Here is a 14,938-nt window from a genome sequence, read left to right on the forward strand (position 1 = left end):
GCATTTCAAACAACACCCGACAACAACCACCACAAGCGGATGATTGATACATCGAATGCTTTCACCAAAACAAAATAATTTCGGCACTGACATTCATCGACACACTGTTGAGTTCTCAAAGAACACGCACACACCATTCACCGTCGAGCTGAAGCTCGCGGATGTCCGGGGCAACCGTTCCAGCTTAGATCAGATGATCAAGCACAGTCAAACTGGCTTCACATCCGTGAAGAAGTCGAACCTTTCGGCTTTGACATCTTCATGGTGTCGGAAGCGAACTCCGCGTTGCTCAGGCCTTGCGGTCTGGGCTGGCGTCCGTGTCGCTCTGACCTGGACAAAGTTACGCCCCGGATAACAACGCGTCAAATCCCCAGGTCGTTCACGCGTGAATCGCGTGAACGGCCTGGTCGCAACCGGTCACTTACCCACCTGACGGGCGTCGTAACCAAATTACATGGATGTGACTCCGCCCACTGACTACAACGGAAAACTCAGTCCGCGATTCGGGCGCCTGCGAAGTTCCGCTTTCCGCGTCGGACCACCAACCAACGGCCGTGCAGGAGATCGTCCGCACCGGGCGTCCATTCTTCGTCGGAAATCTTGACGTTGTTGACCGATGCGCCGCCCTCCTTGACTGCGCGTCGGGCAGCGCCCTTGCTCTCGCTCAACCCCGTAGCGACGAGCAGATCGACGATGGTGTTCGGTGCACCGGCCTCGATGTCGGCCACAGACGCTTCCTGTAGCGCGGCAGCGAGCGTCTTCTCGTCGAGTTCGGTCAGTTCGGCCCGCCCGAAGAGCGCCTGGCTGGCCAGTTCGACCGAGCGAGTCGCTGCTTCGCCGTGGACGAGCGTAGTCATCTCGGCGGCCAGGCGCTTCTGCGCCTCACGCGCGTGCGGACGCTCGGTGGTCGCCGTCTCGAGTTCGGCCAACTCGTCCTTCGACAGGAAGGTGAACCAGCGCAGGTACTTCACCACGTCTGCGTCACCGGTGTTCACGAAGTACTGGTACCAGGCGTACGGGCTCGTCATCTCCGGGTCGAGCCACAGGCTGCCGCCTCCGGTGGATTTGCCGAATTTCTTGCCGTCGGCGGAGGTGACCAACGGAACCGTCATGGCGTGCACCGACTCGGCGTCCTGGCGCCGGTTCAGCTCCACCCCGGCGATGATGTTTCCCCACTGGTCGGAGCCGCCGATCTGAAGACTGCAGCCGTATTGCCTGCGGAGCTGCACGTAGTCGTTCGCCTGCAACAGCATGTAGCTGAACTCGGTGTACGACATTCCGTCGCTCTCGAGCCTGTTCTTCACCGTCTCGCGAGCAAGCATGACGTTGATCGAGAAGTGCTTACCGATGTCGCGAAGGAAATCGATCGCGGACAGCTCCCCCGTCCAGGACAGATTGTTCACCACCACTGCACCCGTCGGGCTCTCGTCCAGGTCGACGAACCGTTCGAGCTGACCACGGATACGCGAGGCCCACTCGGTGACGACCTCGGGGGAATTCATGGTGCGCTCCCCTACATCGCGAGGGTCACCGATGAGTCCCGTCGCACCACCGGCGAGGATGATCGGGCGATGGCCGGCCCGCTGGAAACGCTTGAGCGCCAGCAACGGCACGAGGTGCCCTGCGTGCAGCGAGGGACCTGTCGGATCGAAACCGGAGTACAGCGTGATCGGGCCCTCGGACGTAGCCTTCTTCAGCGCGTCCACATCGGTGGACTGTGCGATCAGTCCACGCCAGGTCATTTCGTCGATGATGTTCTCACTCACGACGTCGATCCTCCCGTATGGACGCATCCAGGCGTCGGTCAGGCCTCCGAGCCACCGGGAGCGGCGGCGCGGGGACTGCGTTTGTAGCTCGACACCGCCTGCGACCCGATCACCCAGAAGCGCCACGGACGATCGGCTTCCGAACTCACCCCTACCCGTGGGCCGGATGCAACCGCCTTCTCGTTCAACGGGCGCTCGAGTAGTTCGAGGGTGACGGCCGACGACGCGTCGAACACGTCCGATCCGTTGTCCGCCAGCGAGACGCCAAGGGCTCGACCGAGATTTCCGGGCCCGCGGGCCCAACCGGCCTCGACCCGTGCGGACCGTGGACCGCGGCCGGCGCGCCTGGTCTCGACGATATGGTGACCGGCCACCACTTCACCCGCTCGAAGCAACACCGCAGCGGCGGTACCGTCCGGGCCGCAGCTCACGTTCACACAAAGATGCATTCCGTAGCTCAGGTAGACGTACAGACGCCCCGCAGGACCGAACATCACCTGGTTACGAGGGGTTGGGCCCCGGAAGGAATGCGCGGCCGGATCCGGCCATGGACCATCGAGTGGACCACCGTAGGCCTCGACTTCCACGATGCGCACCGACACGTCGCCCACGGTGACGGTTCCGCCGAGGATGCGTCGGGCTGCGGCGTCGGGTTCCCCGATCTCCAAGTCAGCGACATTCATCGATCCCATGATGCTTCGCCCTTGACCACCGTGCGCCGACGGGGCTATGACTTCGACATCCGACAAGTCTGGAGGCCGCTATGGCGTTCACCGGTGAACACGCCGTCGAGATCACAGGGCTGACGGTTCGCCGCGGCAAGCGAACGGTGCTGAACAATCTGTCCCTGACAATCCCCCGTGGTGTCATCACCGGACTTCTCGGTCCATCGGGCTGCGGTAAGACGACTTTGATGCGATCGATCGTCGGCACTCAGATCGTCAGCAGCGGAACCGTGACAGTACTCGGATCGCCGGCCGGCTCGGCACCGTTGCGCCGCACAGTCGGGTACGTGACCCAGGCACCGAGCGTCTACCGAGATCTCACCGTTCGCGAGAACGTGCAGTACTTCGGGTCGCTGTACGGTCGCCGGCGCGCGGACGTCGCGTCCGCCATCGAGACCGTCGGACTGGCCGACCACGCGTCGTCACGGGCGGGCGAGCTCTCCGGCGGCCAACTGGGGCGGGTCTCCCTGGCCAGCGCGCTGGTTGCCGAACCCGAGCTGATCGTCCTCGACGAACCGACGGTCGGCTTGGATCCCGTGCTGCGCTCGGAGCTGTGGTCGCGTTTCGCCGATATCGCGGCAAGCGGCACAACGGTGCTGGTCTCGAGCCACGTGATGGAAGAGGCGGAGCACTGCAGCCGTCTCGTTCTGATGCGCGACGGCACCGTTCTCGCCCACTCGAGCCCGGACGCGCTACTCGCGCGCACGAACGAAACGACCCTCGATCGCGCATTCCTGTCCCTCATCAGATCTACCGAGGAGACATCGTGAACGCGCGGATCTACGCAGCCGGCACGGGCCGCATACTGCGACAGCTACGAGCAGACCATCGATCGGTGGCGATGGTGCTGCTCGTTCCGTCCCTGCTGATGGTGTTGCTGTATTACCTGTACCGAGACGTGCCGACCCCGCCTGATCAGCAGCCGTTGTTCGATCGGATCGCGATCACGATGCTCGGCATCCTGCCGTTCGTCGTCATGTTCCTGATCACGTCGATCTCGATGCAGCGTGAACGATCCTCGGGAACGCTCGAACGCCTGCTGACGACTCCGATGTCCAAACTGGATCTGCTCGCGAGCTACGGGTCCGCGTTCTCGCTGGCCGCCGTCGGACAGGCGGTACTCGCATGCACCGTCGCGTTCGGATTTCTCGGGCTCGACATCGAGGGCTCGGTAGGTTGGGTACTGTTGATCGCAATCCTGGGAGCGATGCTCGGGGTCGCCATCGGACTGCTGTGCAGCGCATTCGCTCGCACCGAGTTCCAAGCCGTCCAGTTCATGCCGGTGGTCGTGATTCCACAGCTGTTTCTCTGCGGACTCCTGGTGCCGCGCGACCAGATGCCGAACTGGCTGAGCACGATCAGCGATGTCCTGCCGCTGAGCTACCTGGTCGACGCGCTCCAGGAGATATCCAGGTACCCCGGAGTCACCGGGCGCATGTGGACCGACATCGCCGTGGTCACGGCGTTCACCGTCGCCGCGCTGAGCGGAGCCGCCGCGACATTGCGTCGACGAACCCAGTAGTCGACGACCCCTGTAGTCGACGAACCCGGCGCGCGGCCGAGAGTTCTAGGACGTGGCGCGAGCCAGGATCGACTCGTGCTCGGCGTCGTCGACATCGCGGGCGTCGTCGGCCAGCAACACCGGGATGCCGTTCTCGATCGGATATGCACGCCGCAGTCGCGGGTTGTAGAGCAGTTCCCCTTCGATCAACAGCAGCGGGCCCTTGTCCACCGGGCACGCGAGTATGGAAAGCAGTGTCGAATCGATTGCCACAGGTGTCCTTTGCTCTGCTCCGGTCGAACCGGAGTGGTGTACTCGCTTACGCTACCGAACCCGTATTCTTCCGTGCCGACTCGTTCCTACGACGATTTTTCGGCCGCGGCCTCACGCCCGACGAACCGTTCGGCCACAACAGCTTTCGTCAATCGACGGTAGCTGTTCGACTCGGAGTCGTAGAACCACGAACGTGCACTCGGCGTCGGAATGCCGACCTTCTTCAACGCCGTCGCGGTCGGTCGGTACGCGCGTCCTACCGGAATTTCGGGCACCACGTGCACGATCGCCGGCCGCTCGGCCGGGAGCAGCACTCCGAGAGTGTCCGTCAATGCACGAGCGGTGATCACCGCCTCCGGTTGCAGCGAGATGGCGCAGACGGCCACCTCGGTGGCCGAAGCCTCGACGCGCACCGATCGTGGCCGATCGGATGTCACCCGCACTCCGTAGACCACGGCCGAATCGACCTGATCCAGGTCACCTACCGCATCGACGATCGGCTGGGTGTACACCGGACCGCACGCCGAGCGCACCACGGTGTCCTTGCGGTCGACGAGCCAGTAATCGCCGTCGGAATCGCGACGGAAGAGGTTCTCGGTGGGGATCCAGGCATCCGTGGGCTCGAAGACTCCACGCATGACATGGCTGGTCGCTTCGCCGTCCCCGCTCGGTCGGCCGAGGAGTAGCCCGATCTCGTCGTCACGGCACTGCCGGACGAAACCGTCGTCGTCCTCTTCGAGACGGCCGGTGATCGGGTCGTAGGCCGCCAACGCAACCCGTGCACTGCCCGGCAGCGGACGTCCCTTGGAGCCGATCTTCGAGCCGGCCACATTGGCCAGGATCACGTCGTTCTCGGTGGATGCGTAGAACTCGAGCACCCGAGCCGGGCTGAACCGCGCCAGCGTGCGACGCCACAGCCCCACCGGCATACCGGAGCCGATGAACAGGCGCACCGGGTGGCCGGAGTCGACCGGGAACCGGCCGTCGTCGAGGATCTGCCGCATCATCGTCCAGGTGTAGCTCACGACGGTGACGCCGTAGCGGTACACCTCTTCGCTGAACCGCTCGGGCTCGAGACCACGGGAGAGCGCGATGCGTGACCCGCCCGCAAGCGCACCACCGATAGTGACGAGAATCCCGGCCGAATGATGTAGCGGGGCAAGGCAATAGACAGTATCTCCGGGTCCGAGCGCGGCCGTCGTCGCGGTTCCGAACGCAGACAACGCCCAGCGATGATTGGTGATGTATCTCGGTTCGAGACCGCGATCTGTGGTCGTGAACAGGATCATCGCCAGTTCGCGGGCACGACCCGGATCCGGCTCGTACCACTGAGGCAGACGCACCGCGTCGGGATCGATGGCCTCGAGATCGACCACCTCGTAGCCTGACGGGATATCGAGGCGCCGAGTCTCACCGCCGCCGAGCACCAGGACGTTCGGTGCCACCGGGACCGCCGCCGCAGCGTTTTCCGGATCGGCGATCACCGTGTCGACGTCGACGGTTCGCAGGGCTGCGGTCAGGTCGCTGCCCGGCTGCAGCAGAACAGGTACGGCCCCGATCCGCGAGAGCGCCGCCATCGCGGCCAACGCGCTCGGACGAGTCTCCATCAACACACCGATGCGCGACGCAGGTCGCACGCCGACACTGATCAATCCGCGCACCACATTGTCGATGCGGACATTGACCGCATCGTAGGTGTGCACTCGGTCGTCGAACAGGAAGCACTCGCCGTTCGGAGACTTACGCCCCTGCTCGGCGATCAAGCGCCCCAACGACACTCGACTGTGCGGCTGCATCTGCCCGAGGCGGGCGAGCCTCGGCAACGTACGCACGGCCTCGGACGAGATTTCGCGGGTTCCGCGCACCGCGCCGGTCGCCGCCGATGCCAGCCCGCGGCCGACACCGACGCCCACCTCGGCGATGGAGGCAGCGGTGTGGATCAGTCGATTGGTGATCGACACACCGCTCTCGGAATCGCCGTGGTCCTCGCGCTCCATCACACGGACCGCCTCCGGCTTCGGTCCGAGATCCTCGCGCCACCGAATCCAGTTTCCCGTCGTCGGCCAGGTCTGTGCAGCCGCGGTACTTCCGACAACCAGTCCGAAATGGCCTGCACGCAAGGTGGTTTCGAATACCTGGGCACGCGGGGCAGCGCGCTGGATGCCGCGCACGGCCAACGGTTGACCGATGTCGTCGACTTCGCCGACGAAGGCGAGCACGGGCACCGTGAGTTCGGCCAGAGTCAGCAATCTGTCCTTGATGACGAAACCGCCGGTCATCATGCGGTTGTGGACGACGAACTGTTTCAGCAACTCCGCAACGGCCGGGCCGGACCATGCCACCCACCCGTCCATCGCCAGAAAGCGACGCTGCGGCTCGCGTGGGAGCAGCGCCTCACGATCGTGCAATTGCCGCAGGAAATCCAAGCGCGACCGCACGGTCTTCGCCGGATCGAGCAACTGGAATCCCGTCCGCGCCATCCACCCCGACACAGCGAGCCGAGTGAACACGTGATCGGCGAGGAACTCCGCTCCCCGCGTCGCCACGCCTGCCGGAATCCCGAGCGGCAGACCGGCAAGCGTGTCGACCGGAGCTCCGAACGTGATGAGGCTGGCCAGATTTCGGCCACCTCGGTAGGCGGCTGCCTGGTAGCAGAACATGCCGCCCTGAGAGTAGCCACCCAGGTGGACGTCGCGACCGGTGTGCTCGTGCACCTTGTCGACGACCTCGCTGATCGCCACGACGTGATCGGCGAGCGTACGGCCCCATCCACCCTCTTCGGTATCGGGTGACCCGAAATCGACAACCCACGGATCCAGACCCATGCCGTGCAGAATTCCGGCCGCACCTTGGTCGGTGGTGACGTCGTAGACGTCCGCGGAGACCATCATCGGCGGAATGAGCACCACCGGAGGACTGTCCGCGGGCACATCGTCGGGGAAATACCGCCGAAGCCGATACATCGGCTCGCGATCCATCACCCGAAACGGCGACGGATCCACCTCGGTTTCGAGCCCACCCAGACGAATGACCTCGAGACCGTTCTGGGCTGTGGCGATGGCACGCCGCAGTGGTCCACGTACGGCATCTGCATTCAGTCCCACCAATACACTCCTGCGTTCGGCCCGACGGAACGACCGGCATCGGTCTTCGCGTGACGAAAGCTTCTCACATCACACTCGAGGAAACCGGCGTGGATATCGATTGCCCTCTCAGTGCCGCAACACCGGTTCCTCGGCCCATGCACGCAGGGTCGCGGCAGTCGCCCGCACGCCCCCGAGCTGATGAGCAACCTGCACGGCCGCCGTCCCACCGCGGGCATCGCGCGACGAGATCGAGCCCTCCACCGTGAGCACCTCACGAACGTCGGGAGTGAGTGCCGGATCGATCGCGGCGAGTTCCTCGTCGGTCAGATCCACCAGCCCGACGCCTCGCGCCTCGGCCGCCCGAACGCAGGCACCCGCGGCCTCGTGGGCAACCCGGAACGCGATCCCCTGCCGCACCATCCACTCGGCGATGTCGGTGGCAAGAGTGAACCCGGCCGGTGCCAGCTCGGCCATGCGTTCGGTGTGGAATTCGAGTGTCGCCGTCAACCCGGTGAGCGCCGGGAGCAACAACTCGAGCTGCGCGACCGAATCGAACACCGGCTCCTTGTCTTCCTGGAGATCACGGTTGTAGGCCAACGGTTGCGCCTTCAGCGTGGCCAGCAGGCCGGTCAGATTACCGATCAAGCGGCCGGTCTTTCCGCGAGTCAACTCCGCGACGTCCGGATTCTTCTTCTGCGGCATGATCGAGCTGCCGGTCGACCACGCATCGGCCAGCGTCACGTAGCCGTACTCGGGAGTGCTCCACGAGATGACCTCCTCGGCGAATCGCGACAGATCCACCGCCGTCATCGCCAACACGAAGGCCGCCTCGGCGGCGAAGTCACGTGAGGACGTGGCGTCGATCGAGTTCTCGGCGGACGAGTCGAACCCGAGCTCGGCTGCGATCTTCTCCGGACTCAGCCCCAACGACGAACCGGCGAGAGCACCGGAACCGTACGGCGACACCGCTGCTCGCGTGTCGAAATCCGCGAAGCGCTGCACATCGCGCAACAACGGATGGGTGTGCGCGAGCAGATGATGCGCCAGCAGCACCGGCTGCGCGGCCTGCGAATGGGTCTTGCCCGGCATGACGGCCGTGGGATGCGCCGCAGCCTGGGTGGCCAACGCGTCGACCACATCGAGTACGCCGACCGACACCCGGCGGACGGCGTCGCGCAGCCACATGCGGAACAGCGTGGCCACCTGATCGTTACGCGACCGGCCCGCACGCAGCCGGCCACCGACCTCGGGTCCGACCCGGTCGATCAAACCGCGCTCGAGGGCACCGTGCACGTCCTCGTCCGATTCGGCTGCCACGAACTCACCGGAGGCGACGTCATCGGCGAGTCGTTGCAAGCCGTCGAGCATGGTCTCGAGGTCCTGCGGGGTGAGCAGTCCGGCACCGTTCAGCACTCGGGCGTGCGCCATGGATGCGCGGATGTCGTACGGCGCGAGGACCCAGTCGAAGTGCGTCGACTTGCTCAACGCTGCCATGGCGGCGGCCGGCCCCGATGCGAATCTGCCGCCCCAGAGCGAACCTTCGTTGGTTCCGTGTGCGGTCTCCGAATTCGTCACAGGCCCAGGTCCCTCTTCGCGGCGATCTTCGACGACAGTCCGTGCAGCTGAACGAATCCCTTGGCCGCGGACTGGTCGAACGTGTCGCCCTCGTCGTAGGTGGCAAGGTTGAAGTCGTACAGCGACTCGCCACTGCGCCGTCCGTTGACGATGATCCCGCCCGCGTGCAGAACCAGGCGAATATCGCCGGAGACGTGCTCCTGCGTGTGCTCCACGAACGTGTCGAGAGCACCCTTGAGCGGGGAGTACCACAGGCCGTCATACACCAGCTCGGCCCACTTCTGGTCGGTGTGGCGCTTGTAGCGACCGAGTTCGCGTTCGAGGGTCACGTGCTCGAGCTCCTCGTGGGCGCGGATGAGCACCATGGCACCGGGTGCCTCGTAGATCTCGCGACTCTTGATGCCGACGAGCCGATCCTCGACCACGTCCAACCGGCCGACACCCTGCGCTCCGGCACGAGTGTTGAGCTCCTGGATCGCTTCGAGTACCGAGACCGGGCGACCGTCGATCGCGACCGGGCGACCCTTGTCGAACGAGACGATCAGTTCGTCCGGAGCCTGGAAGTTGACCGTCGGATCCTCGGTGTAGTCGTAGACGTCCTTGGTCGGCGCGTTCCACAGGTCCTCGAGGAAGCCGGTCTCCACCGCGCGTCCCCAGACGTTCTGGTCGATCGAGAACGGCGACTTGGTGGTCACGTTGATCGGGATGTCGTTCTCCTCGGCGAACTTGATCGCCTTCTCGCGCGTCCACGCGTAGTCGCGAACCGGTGCCAACACCTCGAGCTCGGGGGCGAGGGTGTTGAAGCCGACCTCGAAGCGAACCTGGTCGTTGCCCTTGCCCGTGCACCCGTGTGCGACAACGGTTCCGCCGTGCGCCCGCGCGTTCTCCACGAGGTGCTTGACGATGAGCGGACGACTGATCGCCGACACGAGGGGATACCGATCCATGTACAGCGCGTTGGACTGCACCGTCGGCAAGCAGTACTCGTCGGCGAACTCGTTCCTGGCATCGACGACGACGGATTCGACTGCGCCGCAATCGAGTGCGCGTTGACGCACGACGTCCATGTCCTCGCCGCCCTGCCCCAGATCGATGGCGACGGCAACGACCTCCTTGCCGGTCTCCCTGCCGATCCAGCTGATGGCGACGGAGGTGTCGAGTCCGCCGGAGTAGGCGAGGATGACGCGTTCGGCCATGGTGTTCAAGCTCCTTCGTTGTTCTTGATGCGCATGATGGGTAACCGGATCTCAGTTACCGCGTCGAGCAAGCTTTTCGATCTTGTCCGCGACCTCGCCACCGGTATGTGGCTCGCGGGCGATCAACAGAATCGTGTCGTCACCGGCGATGGTCCCGACGATCTCCGGCATCGCAGCACGATCCAGAGCGCTGGCCAGGTAGTGCGCCGCGCCCGGTGGCGTGCGGAGGACGGCCTGGTTCCCGCTGTGGTCGGTGGACACCAACAACTCCCCCAGCAACTTCAGGAGGCGGTCGGTGCCGCCGGACACTCCCCGGACCGGGCTGCCGTCCTCGGGCACGACGTACACCCCCACTCCACCGTCCGGCGCGCGCAGTTTCACGGCACCCAGTTCCTCGAGGTCCCGCGAGAGAGTGGCCTGAGTGGTGTCGATCCCCTCGGCTGCGAGCAACGACGCCAGCTGCGGTTGACTGCGCACCTGATGGGTGGCCAGCAACGCGATGATCCGTGCCTGCCTGCCCGCGCGGGTCGACGCGGTCAACGGCACCGCAGTGACGTCCTCGCTCATGGTCGTCGGGCCTGTTCGAGGAGCCACACCAGCAGTGCCTTCTGCGCGTGCAGGCGGTTCTCGGCCTCGTCCCAGACAACACTCTGGGGACCGTCGAGCACCTCGTCGGTGATCTCCTCGCCGCGATGTGCAGGTAGGCAGTGCAGCACGACGGCGTCCGACTGGGCCTTCGAGAGCAGGTCCGAATCGATTCGATACGGCCGGAACGGGGCGACGCGATCGAGACCGTCGTTCTCCTGGCCCATCGACGTCCAGGTGTCGGTGACGAGCGCGTCGGCACCGGCGGCGGCCTCGACCGGGTCCTCGGTGATGGTGATGGTGGCCCCGGTTTCCTCGGCACGCGCATGCGCCGCGTCGAGAACGTAACCGAGCGGGGCAAATTCCTTGGGCGCAGCGATCCGCACGTTCAGCCCGGCCGTCACTCCGCCGATGAGCAGCGAGTGCGCCATGTTGTTGGCACCGTCACCGAAGTAGGCCAAGGTGCGCCCCTGCAGATTTCCCTTGTGCTCGATCAGGGTCTGCAGATCCGCCAGAACCTGGCACGGGTGGAACTCGTTGGAGAGGGCGTTGACGATCGGAATCGTTGCGCCGGTCGCCATCTGCTCGAGCCGCTTCTGCCCGAACGTGCGCCACACGACCGCCTCGACATAGCGCGAGAGAACCCGCCCCGTGTCCTGCAGCGTCTCCTCGCGACCCAACTGGGTGTCGCGGCCCGTCACCACCACGGCATGACCACCCAACTGCGCGATGCCCATCTCGAACGAGAAGCGGGTCCGTGTCGAGTTCTTCTCGAAAATGACGCCGACTCCCTTGGGGCCCTCGAGCGGACGCTTCGAGAACGGAGCACGCTTGAGTTCGGCTGCCAGAGCGAGGATTTCACCCTGCTGCGCGGGCGTGATGTCGTCGTCCCGGAGGAAATGCTGAACGGTCATGGCTGATGAGCCTCCTGTGCTGCGTCGAGAATTGCCGGTAACGCCGTCACGAACGACGCGGCTTGCTCTTCGGTGATGATCAACGGTGGTGCGAGCCGAAGCACGTCGGGCTGGGCCGCGTTGAGGAGGAAGCCTGCCTCGCGCGCGGCGGCTTCGGCCGCCGGTGCGACGGCGTCGGTGAGGACCACACCGAGGAGAAGGCCCGAACCCCGAACATGGCTCACCAGAGGGTGATCCAGATTCTCGATGGAGTGCGCGATGGTCTTGCCGATGCTGTCGGCGTGCGAGAGCAGGTCCTCGTCGGCGATGGTGCGCAGCACGGCCAGAGCCGCCGCCGCGCATACGGGGTTACCACCGAACGTGGTGCCGTGCTTGCCCGGATGCAGCAACTCCCCCGCCGCTCCGATGCCGATGCAGGCCCCGATGGGAAGGCCGCCGCCCAGACCCTTGGCGAGCGTGATGACGTCGGGCACGATGCCGACCGACTGGTGAGCGTAGAACCAGCCCGTTCGGCCGATACCGGTCTGCACCTCGTCCAGGACCAGCAGTGCGCCGTGCTTCGCGGTGATCTCACGGGCGGCGAGTAGATATCCCTCCGGCGGAACCACCACGCCTCCCTCACCCATGATGGGTTCGAGAAACACTGCGGCAGTGTCCGAATCGACGGCAGCTTCCAGCGCGGCCACATCGCCGTACGGAACGTGGTGCACGCCGGCAGGCATCGGCTCGAACGGGATCCGCTTGTCCGGCTGACCGGTCAGAGCGAGAGCACCCATCGTCCGTCCGTGAAACGACTTCTCCGCCGCCACGATGTTGGGACGGCCGGTCAGGCGAGCGATCTTGAACGCCGCCTCGTTGGCCTCGGTTCCCGAGTTGCACAGGAACACCCGACCGGTGGCCCCGGCACCGAGCTGCGCGAGCAATTGCTCGGCCAACGCGATACCGGGTTCTGTCGCATACAGATTCGAAGTGTGCCCGAGGGTGGACAGCTGAGTGGTGACCGCCTCGATCACCGCCGGGTGGGCATGTCCGAGGATGTTCACGGCGATACCCGCGAGCAGGTCCAGATACTGCTTTCCGTCGGCGTCGGTCACCACCGCGCCCTCGCCGCGGACGAGCGCCACGCGCGGAACACCGTAGTTGTCCATCAACGAATTCGACCACCGCTGTTGCAGATCGAGGGTGGACTCGGTGCCGGTCATGGCGTGACTCCTGACGTAGAAGAGTGATCGGGGGTGACCATGGTGCCGATTCCCTCACCGGTGAACAGCTCCACCAGCACGGAATGTTCGACGCGACCGTCGATGACATGAGCCGACGGAACGCCGGCTCGAACCGCCCGCAGGCACGCTTCCATCTTCGGCACCATCCCGGCGTCGAGTGAGGGCAGCAACGCCTCGAGCGTGGACGCGTCGATCTCGGAGGTCAACGAGCTGCGATCGGGCCAATCCGTGTACAGGCCTTCGACATCGGTGAGCACCACCATCTTCTCGGCACCGAGGGCACTGGCGAGCGCCGCTGCCGCAGTGTCGGCGTTGATGTTGTGGACGACGCCGTCGCGGTCGGGCGCGATGGTGGACACCACCGGAATGCGTCCTGCGGCAATGAGATCGAAGACCGCGGCAGGATCAACCGACGTGACGTCGCCGACGAGACCGATGTCGGTCTCGGTGCCGTCGACCAGCACGGTGCGACGCGTCGCGGTGAACAGGTGCGCATCCTCACCGGAAATTCCGACGGCATACGGACCGTGACCGTTGATCAGGCCGACGAGCTCGCGCCCGACCTGACCGAACAGCACCATCCGCGCGACGTCCATGACCTCGGGGGTGGTGACGCGGAATCCGCCGCGAAATTCACCGGCCAGGCCGAGTCTGGTCAGCATGGCCGAGATCTGCGGCCCACCGCCGTGAACGACGACCGGATGGATTCCGACGGTGCGCAGAAACACCATGTCGGCCGCGAACGCCCGCTTCAGATTCTCGTCGATCATGGCATTTCCGCCGTACTTCACGACGACGACCTTGCCCGAGAATCGCTGCAGCCAGGGCAGAGCCTCGGCGAGCGTGAAGGCCTTCTGCGCGGCCGTCAACTGCAGTGCGGCCGAGGTCATGACGAGTACGCCGAATTCTCTTCGACGTACGCGTGCGAGAGATCGGTGGTTCGGATGGTGGCAGACCCTGCGCCGAGACCGAGATCTATGGTCACCGAGATGTCGACACCGGACAGATCGACCTCCCGAGCTCCCGGCGCTCCCACGCCGTCGATGCACACCGGATTTCCGTTGAAGGACACGGCAATTCGATCCGGATCGAGCTCGATCGGGGCGATACCGATTGCCGCGAGCACACGGCCCCAGTTGGGATCGGACCCGAAGAGGGCCGTCTTGGTCAGGGAGTCCCTGGCGACCGCGCGAGCGCCGATCAGGGCGTCGTCCTCGCTCATCGCGCCCGACACGGTGATCCGCACCCGCTTGGTCACGCCCTCCGCGTCGGCCATCATCTGGTCGGCCAAGTCGTCGCACACCGCCAGGACCGCGGCGTCGAGTTCTTCCTGCGACGGTGCCACTCCGCTGGCCCCGGACGAGAGCAGCAGCACGGTGTCGTTGGTCGAGGACGCGCCGTCGACGTCGAGCCGGTCGTACGACATCCGGGTCGCCGCGCGCAGTGCCTTGTCCAGCTGGTCCGCGGTGGCGACAGCATCGGTGGTGATGACGCTGAGCATCGTGGCCAACGACGGTGCCAGCATGCCTGCACCCTTGGCCATGCCGCCGACGTTCCATTTGTCGGCATGATGAACGGCTGCCTGCTTGGGCACGGTGTCGGTGGTCATGATCGCGTACGCCGCATCGGTACCACCCGAAATTCCGCCCGCGAGCTCGTGCACCACCTCGGTCACACCGGGCAGCAGCTTGTCCATCGGGAGCCGGTCACCGATGAGACCCGTCGAGCAGACGGCGACCTCGATCGCTCCGGTCTCGGAACCCCAATTGCTCAGTGCGGACGCCACCTCCTCGGCTGTACGGTGCGAGTCCTGAAAGCCCGGCGCACCGGTGCAGGCATTGGCACCACCGGAATTGAGGATGACTGCGCGCAGCCGTCCGGTGGAGAGCACCTGCTGCGACCACAACACCGGCGCAGCCTTGACCTTGTTGCGGGTGAACACACCCGCCGCAGCGAAATCGGGACCCTCGTTGAACACCAAGGCCAGATCGGACTTGCCACTCGCCTTGATTCCGGCCGGAATACCGGCAGCGCGGAAACCTGCAGGACAGGTGACACCCTGCGTGCGCACGAGCTTGCCCGCAATCATGCCGA

At 65.2% G+C, this 14,938-nt stretch carries 13 protein-coding genes; 2 read left to right on the plus strand and 11 right to left on the minus strand.

Features of this window, described 5'->3' with window-relative positions; genetic code table 11:
- Positions 1 to 491: 491 nt before the first annotated feature.
- Together tyrS and R4P47_RS06385 are read right to left on the minus strand one after the other, a co-directional pair.
- Positions 492 to 1,766, minus strand: coding sequence for a tyrosine--tRNA ligase (gene tyrS / locus R4P47_RS06380; RefSeq protein WP_094640062.1), 1,275 nt, complete (start codon positions 1,764 to 1,766; stop codon positions 492 to 494).
- Positions 1,767 to 1,804: 38 nt separating this feature from the next.
- Positions 1,805 to 2,449: a DNA-3-methyladenine glycosylase gene (locus R4P47_RS06385; RefSeq protein WP_317784301.1), complete on the minus strand. Its 645-nt coding sequence runs from the start codon at positions 2,447 to 2,449 to the stop codon at positions 1,805 to 1,807.
- Positions 2,450 to 2,529: 80 nt separating this feature from the next.
- Between R4P47_RS06385 and R4P47_RS06390 the strand changes: the two genes are divergently transcribed.
- A complete protein-coding gene (locus tag R4P47_RS06390) occupies positions 2,530 to 3,261 on the plus strand; it encodes an ABC transporter ATP-binding protein (protein ID WP_317784303.1) in 732 nt (243 codons plus the stop codon).
- Positions 3,258 to 4,013, plus strand: a complete 756-nt coding sequence (locus tag R4P47_RS06395) for an ABC transporter permease (RefSeq protein WP_317784304.1) — start codon at positions 3,258 to 3,260, stop codon at positions 4,011 to 4,013. Before R4P47_RS06390 ends, R4P47_RS06395 begins: the two co-directional genes overlap by 4 nt.
- A gap of 45 nt (positions 4,014 to 4,058) precedes the next feature.
- On the opposite strand, the gene R4P47_RS06400 is transcribed toward R4P47_RS06395, so the two are convergent.
- From R4P47_RS06400 to argJ, 9 genes are all read right to left on the minus strand, one after another.
- Positions 4,059 to 4,265, minus strand: coding sequence for a Trm112 family protein (locus tag R4P47_RS06400; RefSeq protein WP_037192601.1), 207 nt, complete (start codon positions 4,263 to 4,265; stop codon positions 4,059 to 4,061).
- 86 nt (positions 4,266 to 4,351) lie between these two features.
- The gene (locus tag R4P47_RS06405) at positions 4,352 to 7,372 is read right to left on the minus strand and encodes an AMP-binding protein (protein ID WP_283347325.1); all 3,021 of its coding nucleotides are present in this window, start codon (positions 7,370 to 7,372) and stop codon (positions 4,352 to 4,354) included.
- Positions 7,373 to 7,477: 105 nt separating this feature from the next.
- Positions 7,478 to 8,926, minus strand: a complete 1,449-nt coding sequence (gene argH, locus R4P47_RS06410) for an argininosuccinate lyase (RefSeq protein WP_149406073.1) — start codon at positions 8,924 to 8,926, stop codon at positions 7,478 to 7,480.
- Entirely contained in the window at positions 8,923 to 10,122 is a 1,200-nt protein-coding gene (locus R4P47_RS06415) for an argininosuccinate synthase (RefSeq protein WP_094640067.1), read from the minus strand. The genes argH and R4P47_RS06415 overlap by 4 nt, the downstream gene beginning before the upstream one ends.
- Positions 10,123 to 10,173: 51 nt before the next feature.
- Positions 10,174 to 10,689 (minus strand): arginine repressor, encoded by a 516-nt coding sequence (locus R4P47_RS06420; protein WP_037192611.1) that lies wholly within the window; start codon positions 10,687 to 10,689, stop codon positions 10,174 to 10,176.
- A complete protein-coding gene (gene argF, locus R4P47_RS06425) occupies positions 10,686 to 11,621 on the minus strand; it encodes an ornithine carbamoyltransferase (RefSeq protein WP_094640068.1) in 936 nt (311 codons plus the stop codon). Before argF ends, R4P47_RS06420 begins: the two co-directional genes overlap by 4 nt.
- Positions 11,618 to 12,823, minus strand: a complete 1,206-nt coding sequence (locus R4P47_RS06430) for an acetylornithine transaminase (RefSeq protein WP_269593973.1) — start codon at positions 12,821 to 12,823, stop codon at positions 11,618 to 11,620. The genes argF and R4P47_RS06430 overlap by 4 nt, the downstream gene beginning before the upstream one ends.
- Positions 12,820 to 13,734, minus strand: coding sequence for an acetylglutamate kinase (gene argB, locus R4P47_RS06435; RefSeq protein ID WP_094669218.1), 915 nt, complete (start codon positions 13,732 to 13,734; stop codon positions 12,820 to 12,822). Before argB ends, R4P47_RS06430 begins: the two co-directional genes overlap by 4 nt.
- Positions 13,731 to 14,933 (minus strand): bifunctional glutamate N-acetyltransferase/amino-acid acetyltransferase ArgJ, encoded by a 1,203-nt coding sequence (argJ, locus tag R4P47_RS06440; protein WP_317784483.1) that lies wholly within the window; start codon positions 14,931 to 14,933, stop codon positions 13,731 to 13,733. Before argJ ends, argB begins: the two co-directional genes overlap by 4 nt.
- Positions 14,934 to 14,938: the final 5 nt, after the last annotated feature.

The sequence above is a fragment of the Rhodococcus sp. IEGM 1370 genome (assembly GCF_033142325.1).
In the GTDB taxonomy this organism is placed as follows: domain Bacteria; phylum Actinomycetota; class Actinomycetes; order Mycobacteriales; family Mycobacteriaceae; genus Rhodococcoides.

Bases quoted from the DNA above. Each gene is read 5' to 3' on its own strand.
- R4P47_RS06385 (WP_317784301.1), bottom strand. From the start codon at position 2,449: ATGAATGTCGCTGACTTGGAGATCGGGGAACCCGACGCCGCAGCCCGA.
- R4P47_RS06390 (WP_317784303.1), top strand. From the start codon at position 2,530: ATGGCGTTCACCGGTGAACACGCCGTCGAGATCACAGGGCTGACGGTT.
- R4P47_RS06415 (WP_094640067.1), bottom strand. From the start codon at position 10,122: ATGGCCGAACGCGTCATCCTCGCCTACTCCGGCGGACTCGACACCTCC.
- R4P47_RS06420 (WP_037192611.1), bottom strand. From the start codon at position 10,689: ATGAGCGAGGACGTCACTGCGGTGCCGTTGACCGCGTCGACCCGCGCG.
- argF (WP_094640068.1), bottom strand. From the start codon at position 11,621: ATGACCGTTCAGCATTTCCTCCGGGACGACGACATCACGCCCGCGCAG.
- R4P47_RS06430 (WP_269593973.1), bottom strand. From the start codon at position 12,823: ATGACCGGCACCGAGTCCACCCTCGATCTGCAACAGCGGTGGTCGAAT.
- argB (WP_094669218.1), bottom strand. From the start codon at position 13,734: ATGACCTCGGCCGCACTGCAGTTGACGGCCGCGCAGAAGGCCTTCACG.
- argJ (WP_317784483.1), bottom strand. From the start codon at position 14,933: ATGATTGCGGGCAAGCTCGTGCGCACGCAGGGTGTCACCTGTCCTGCA.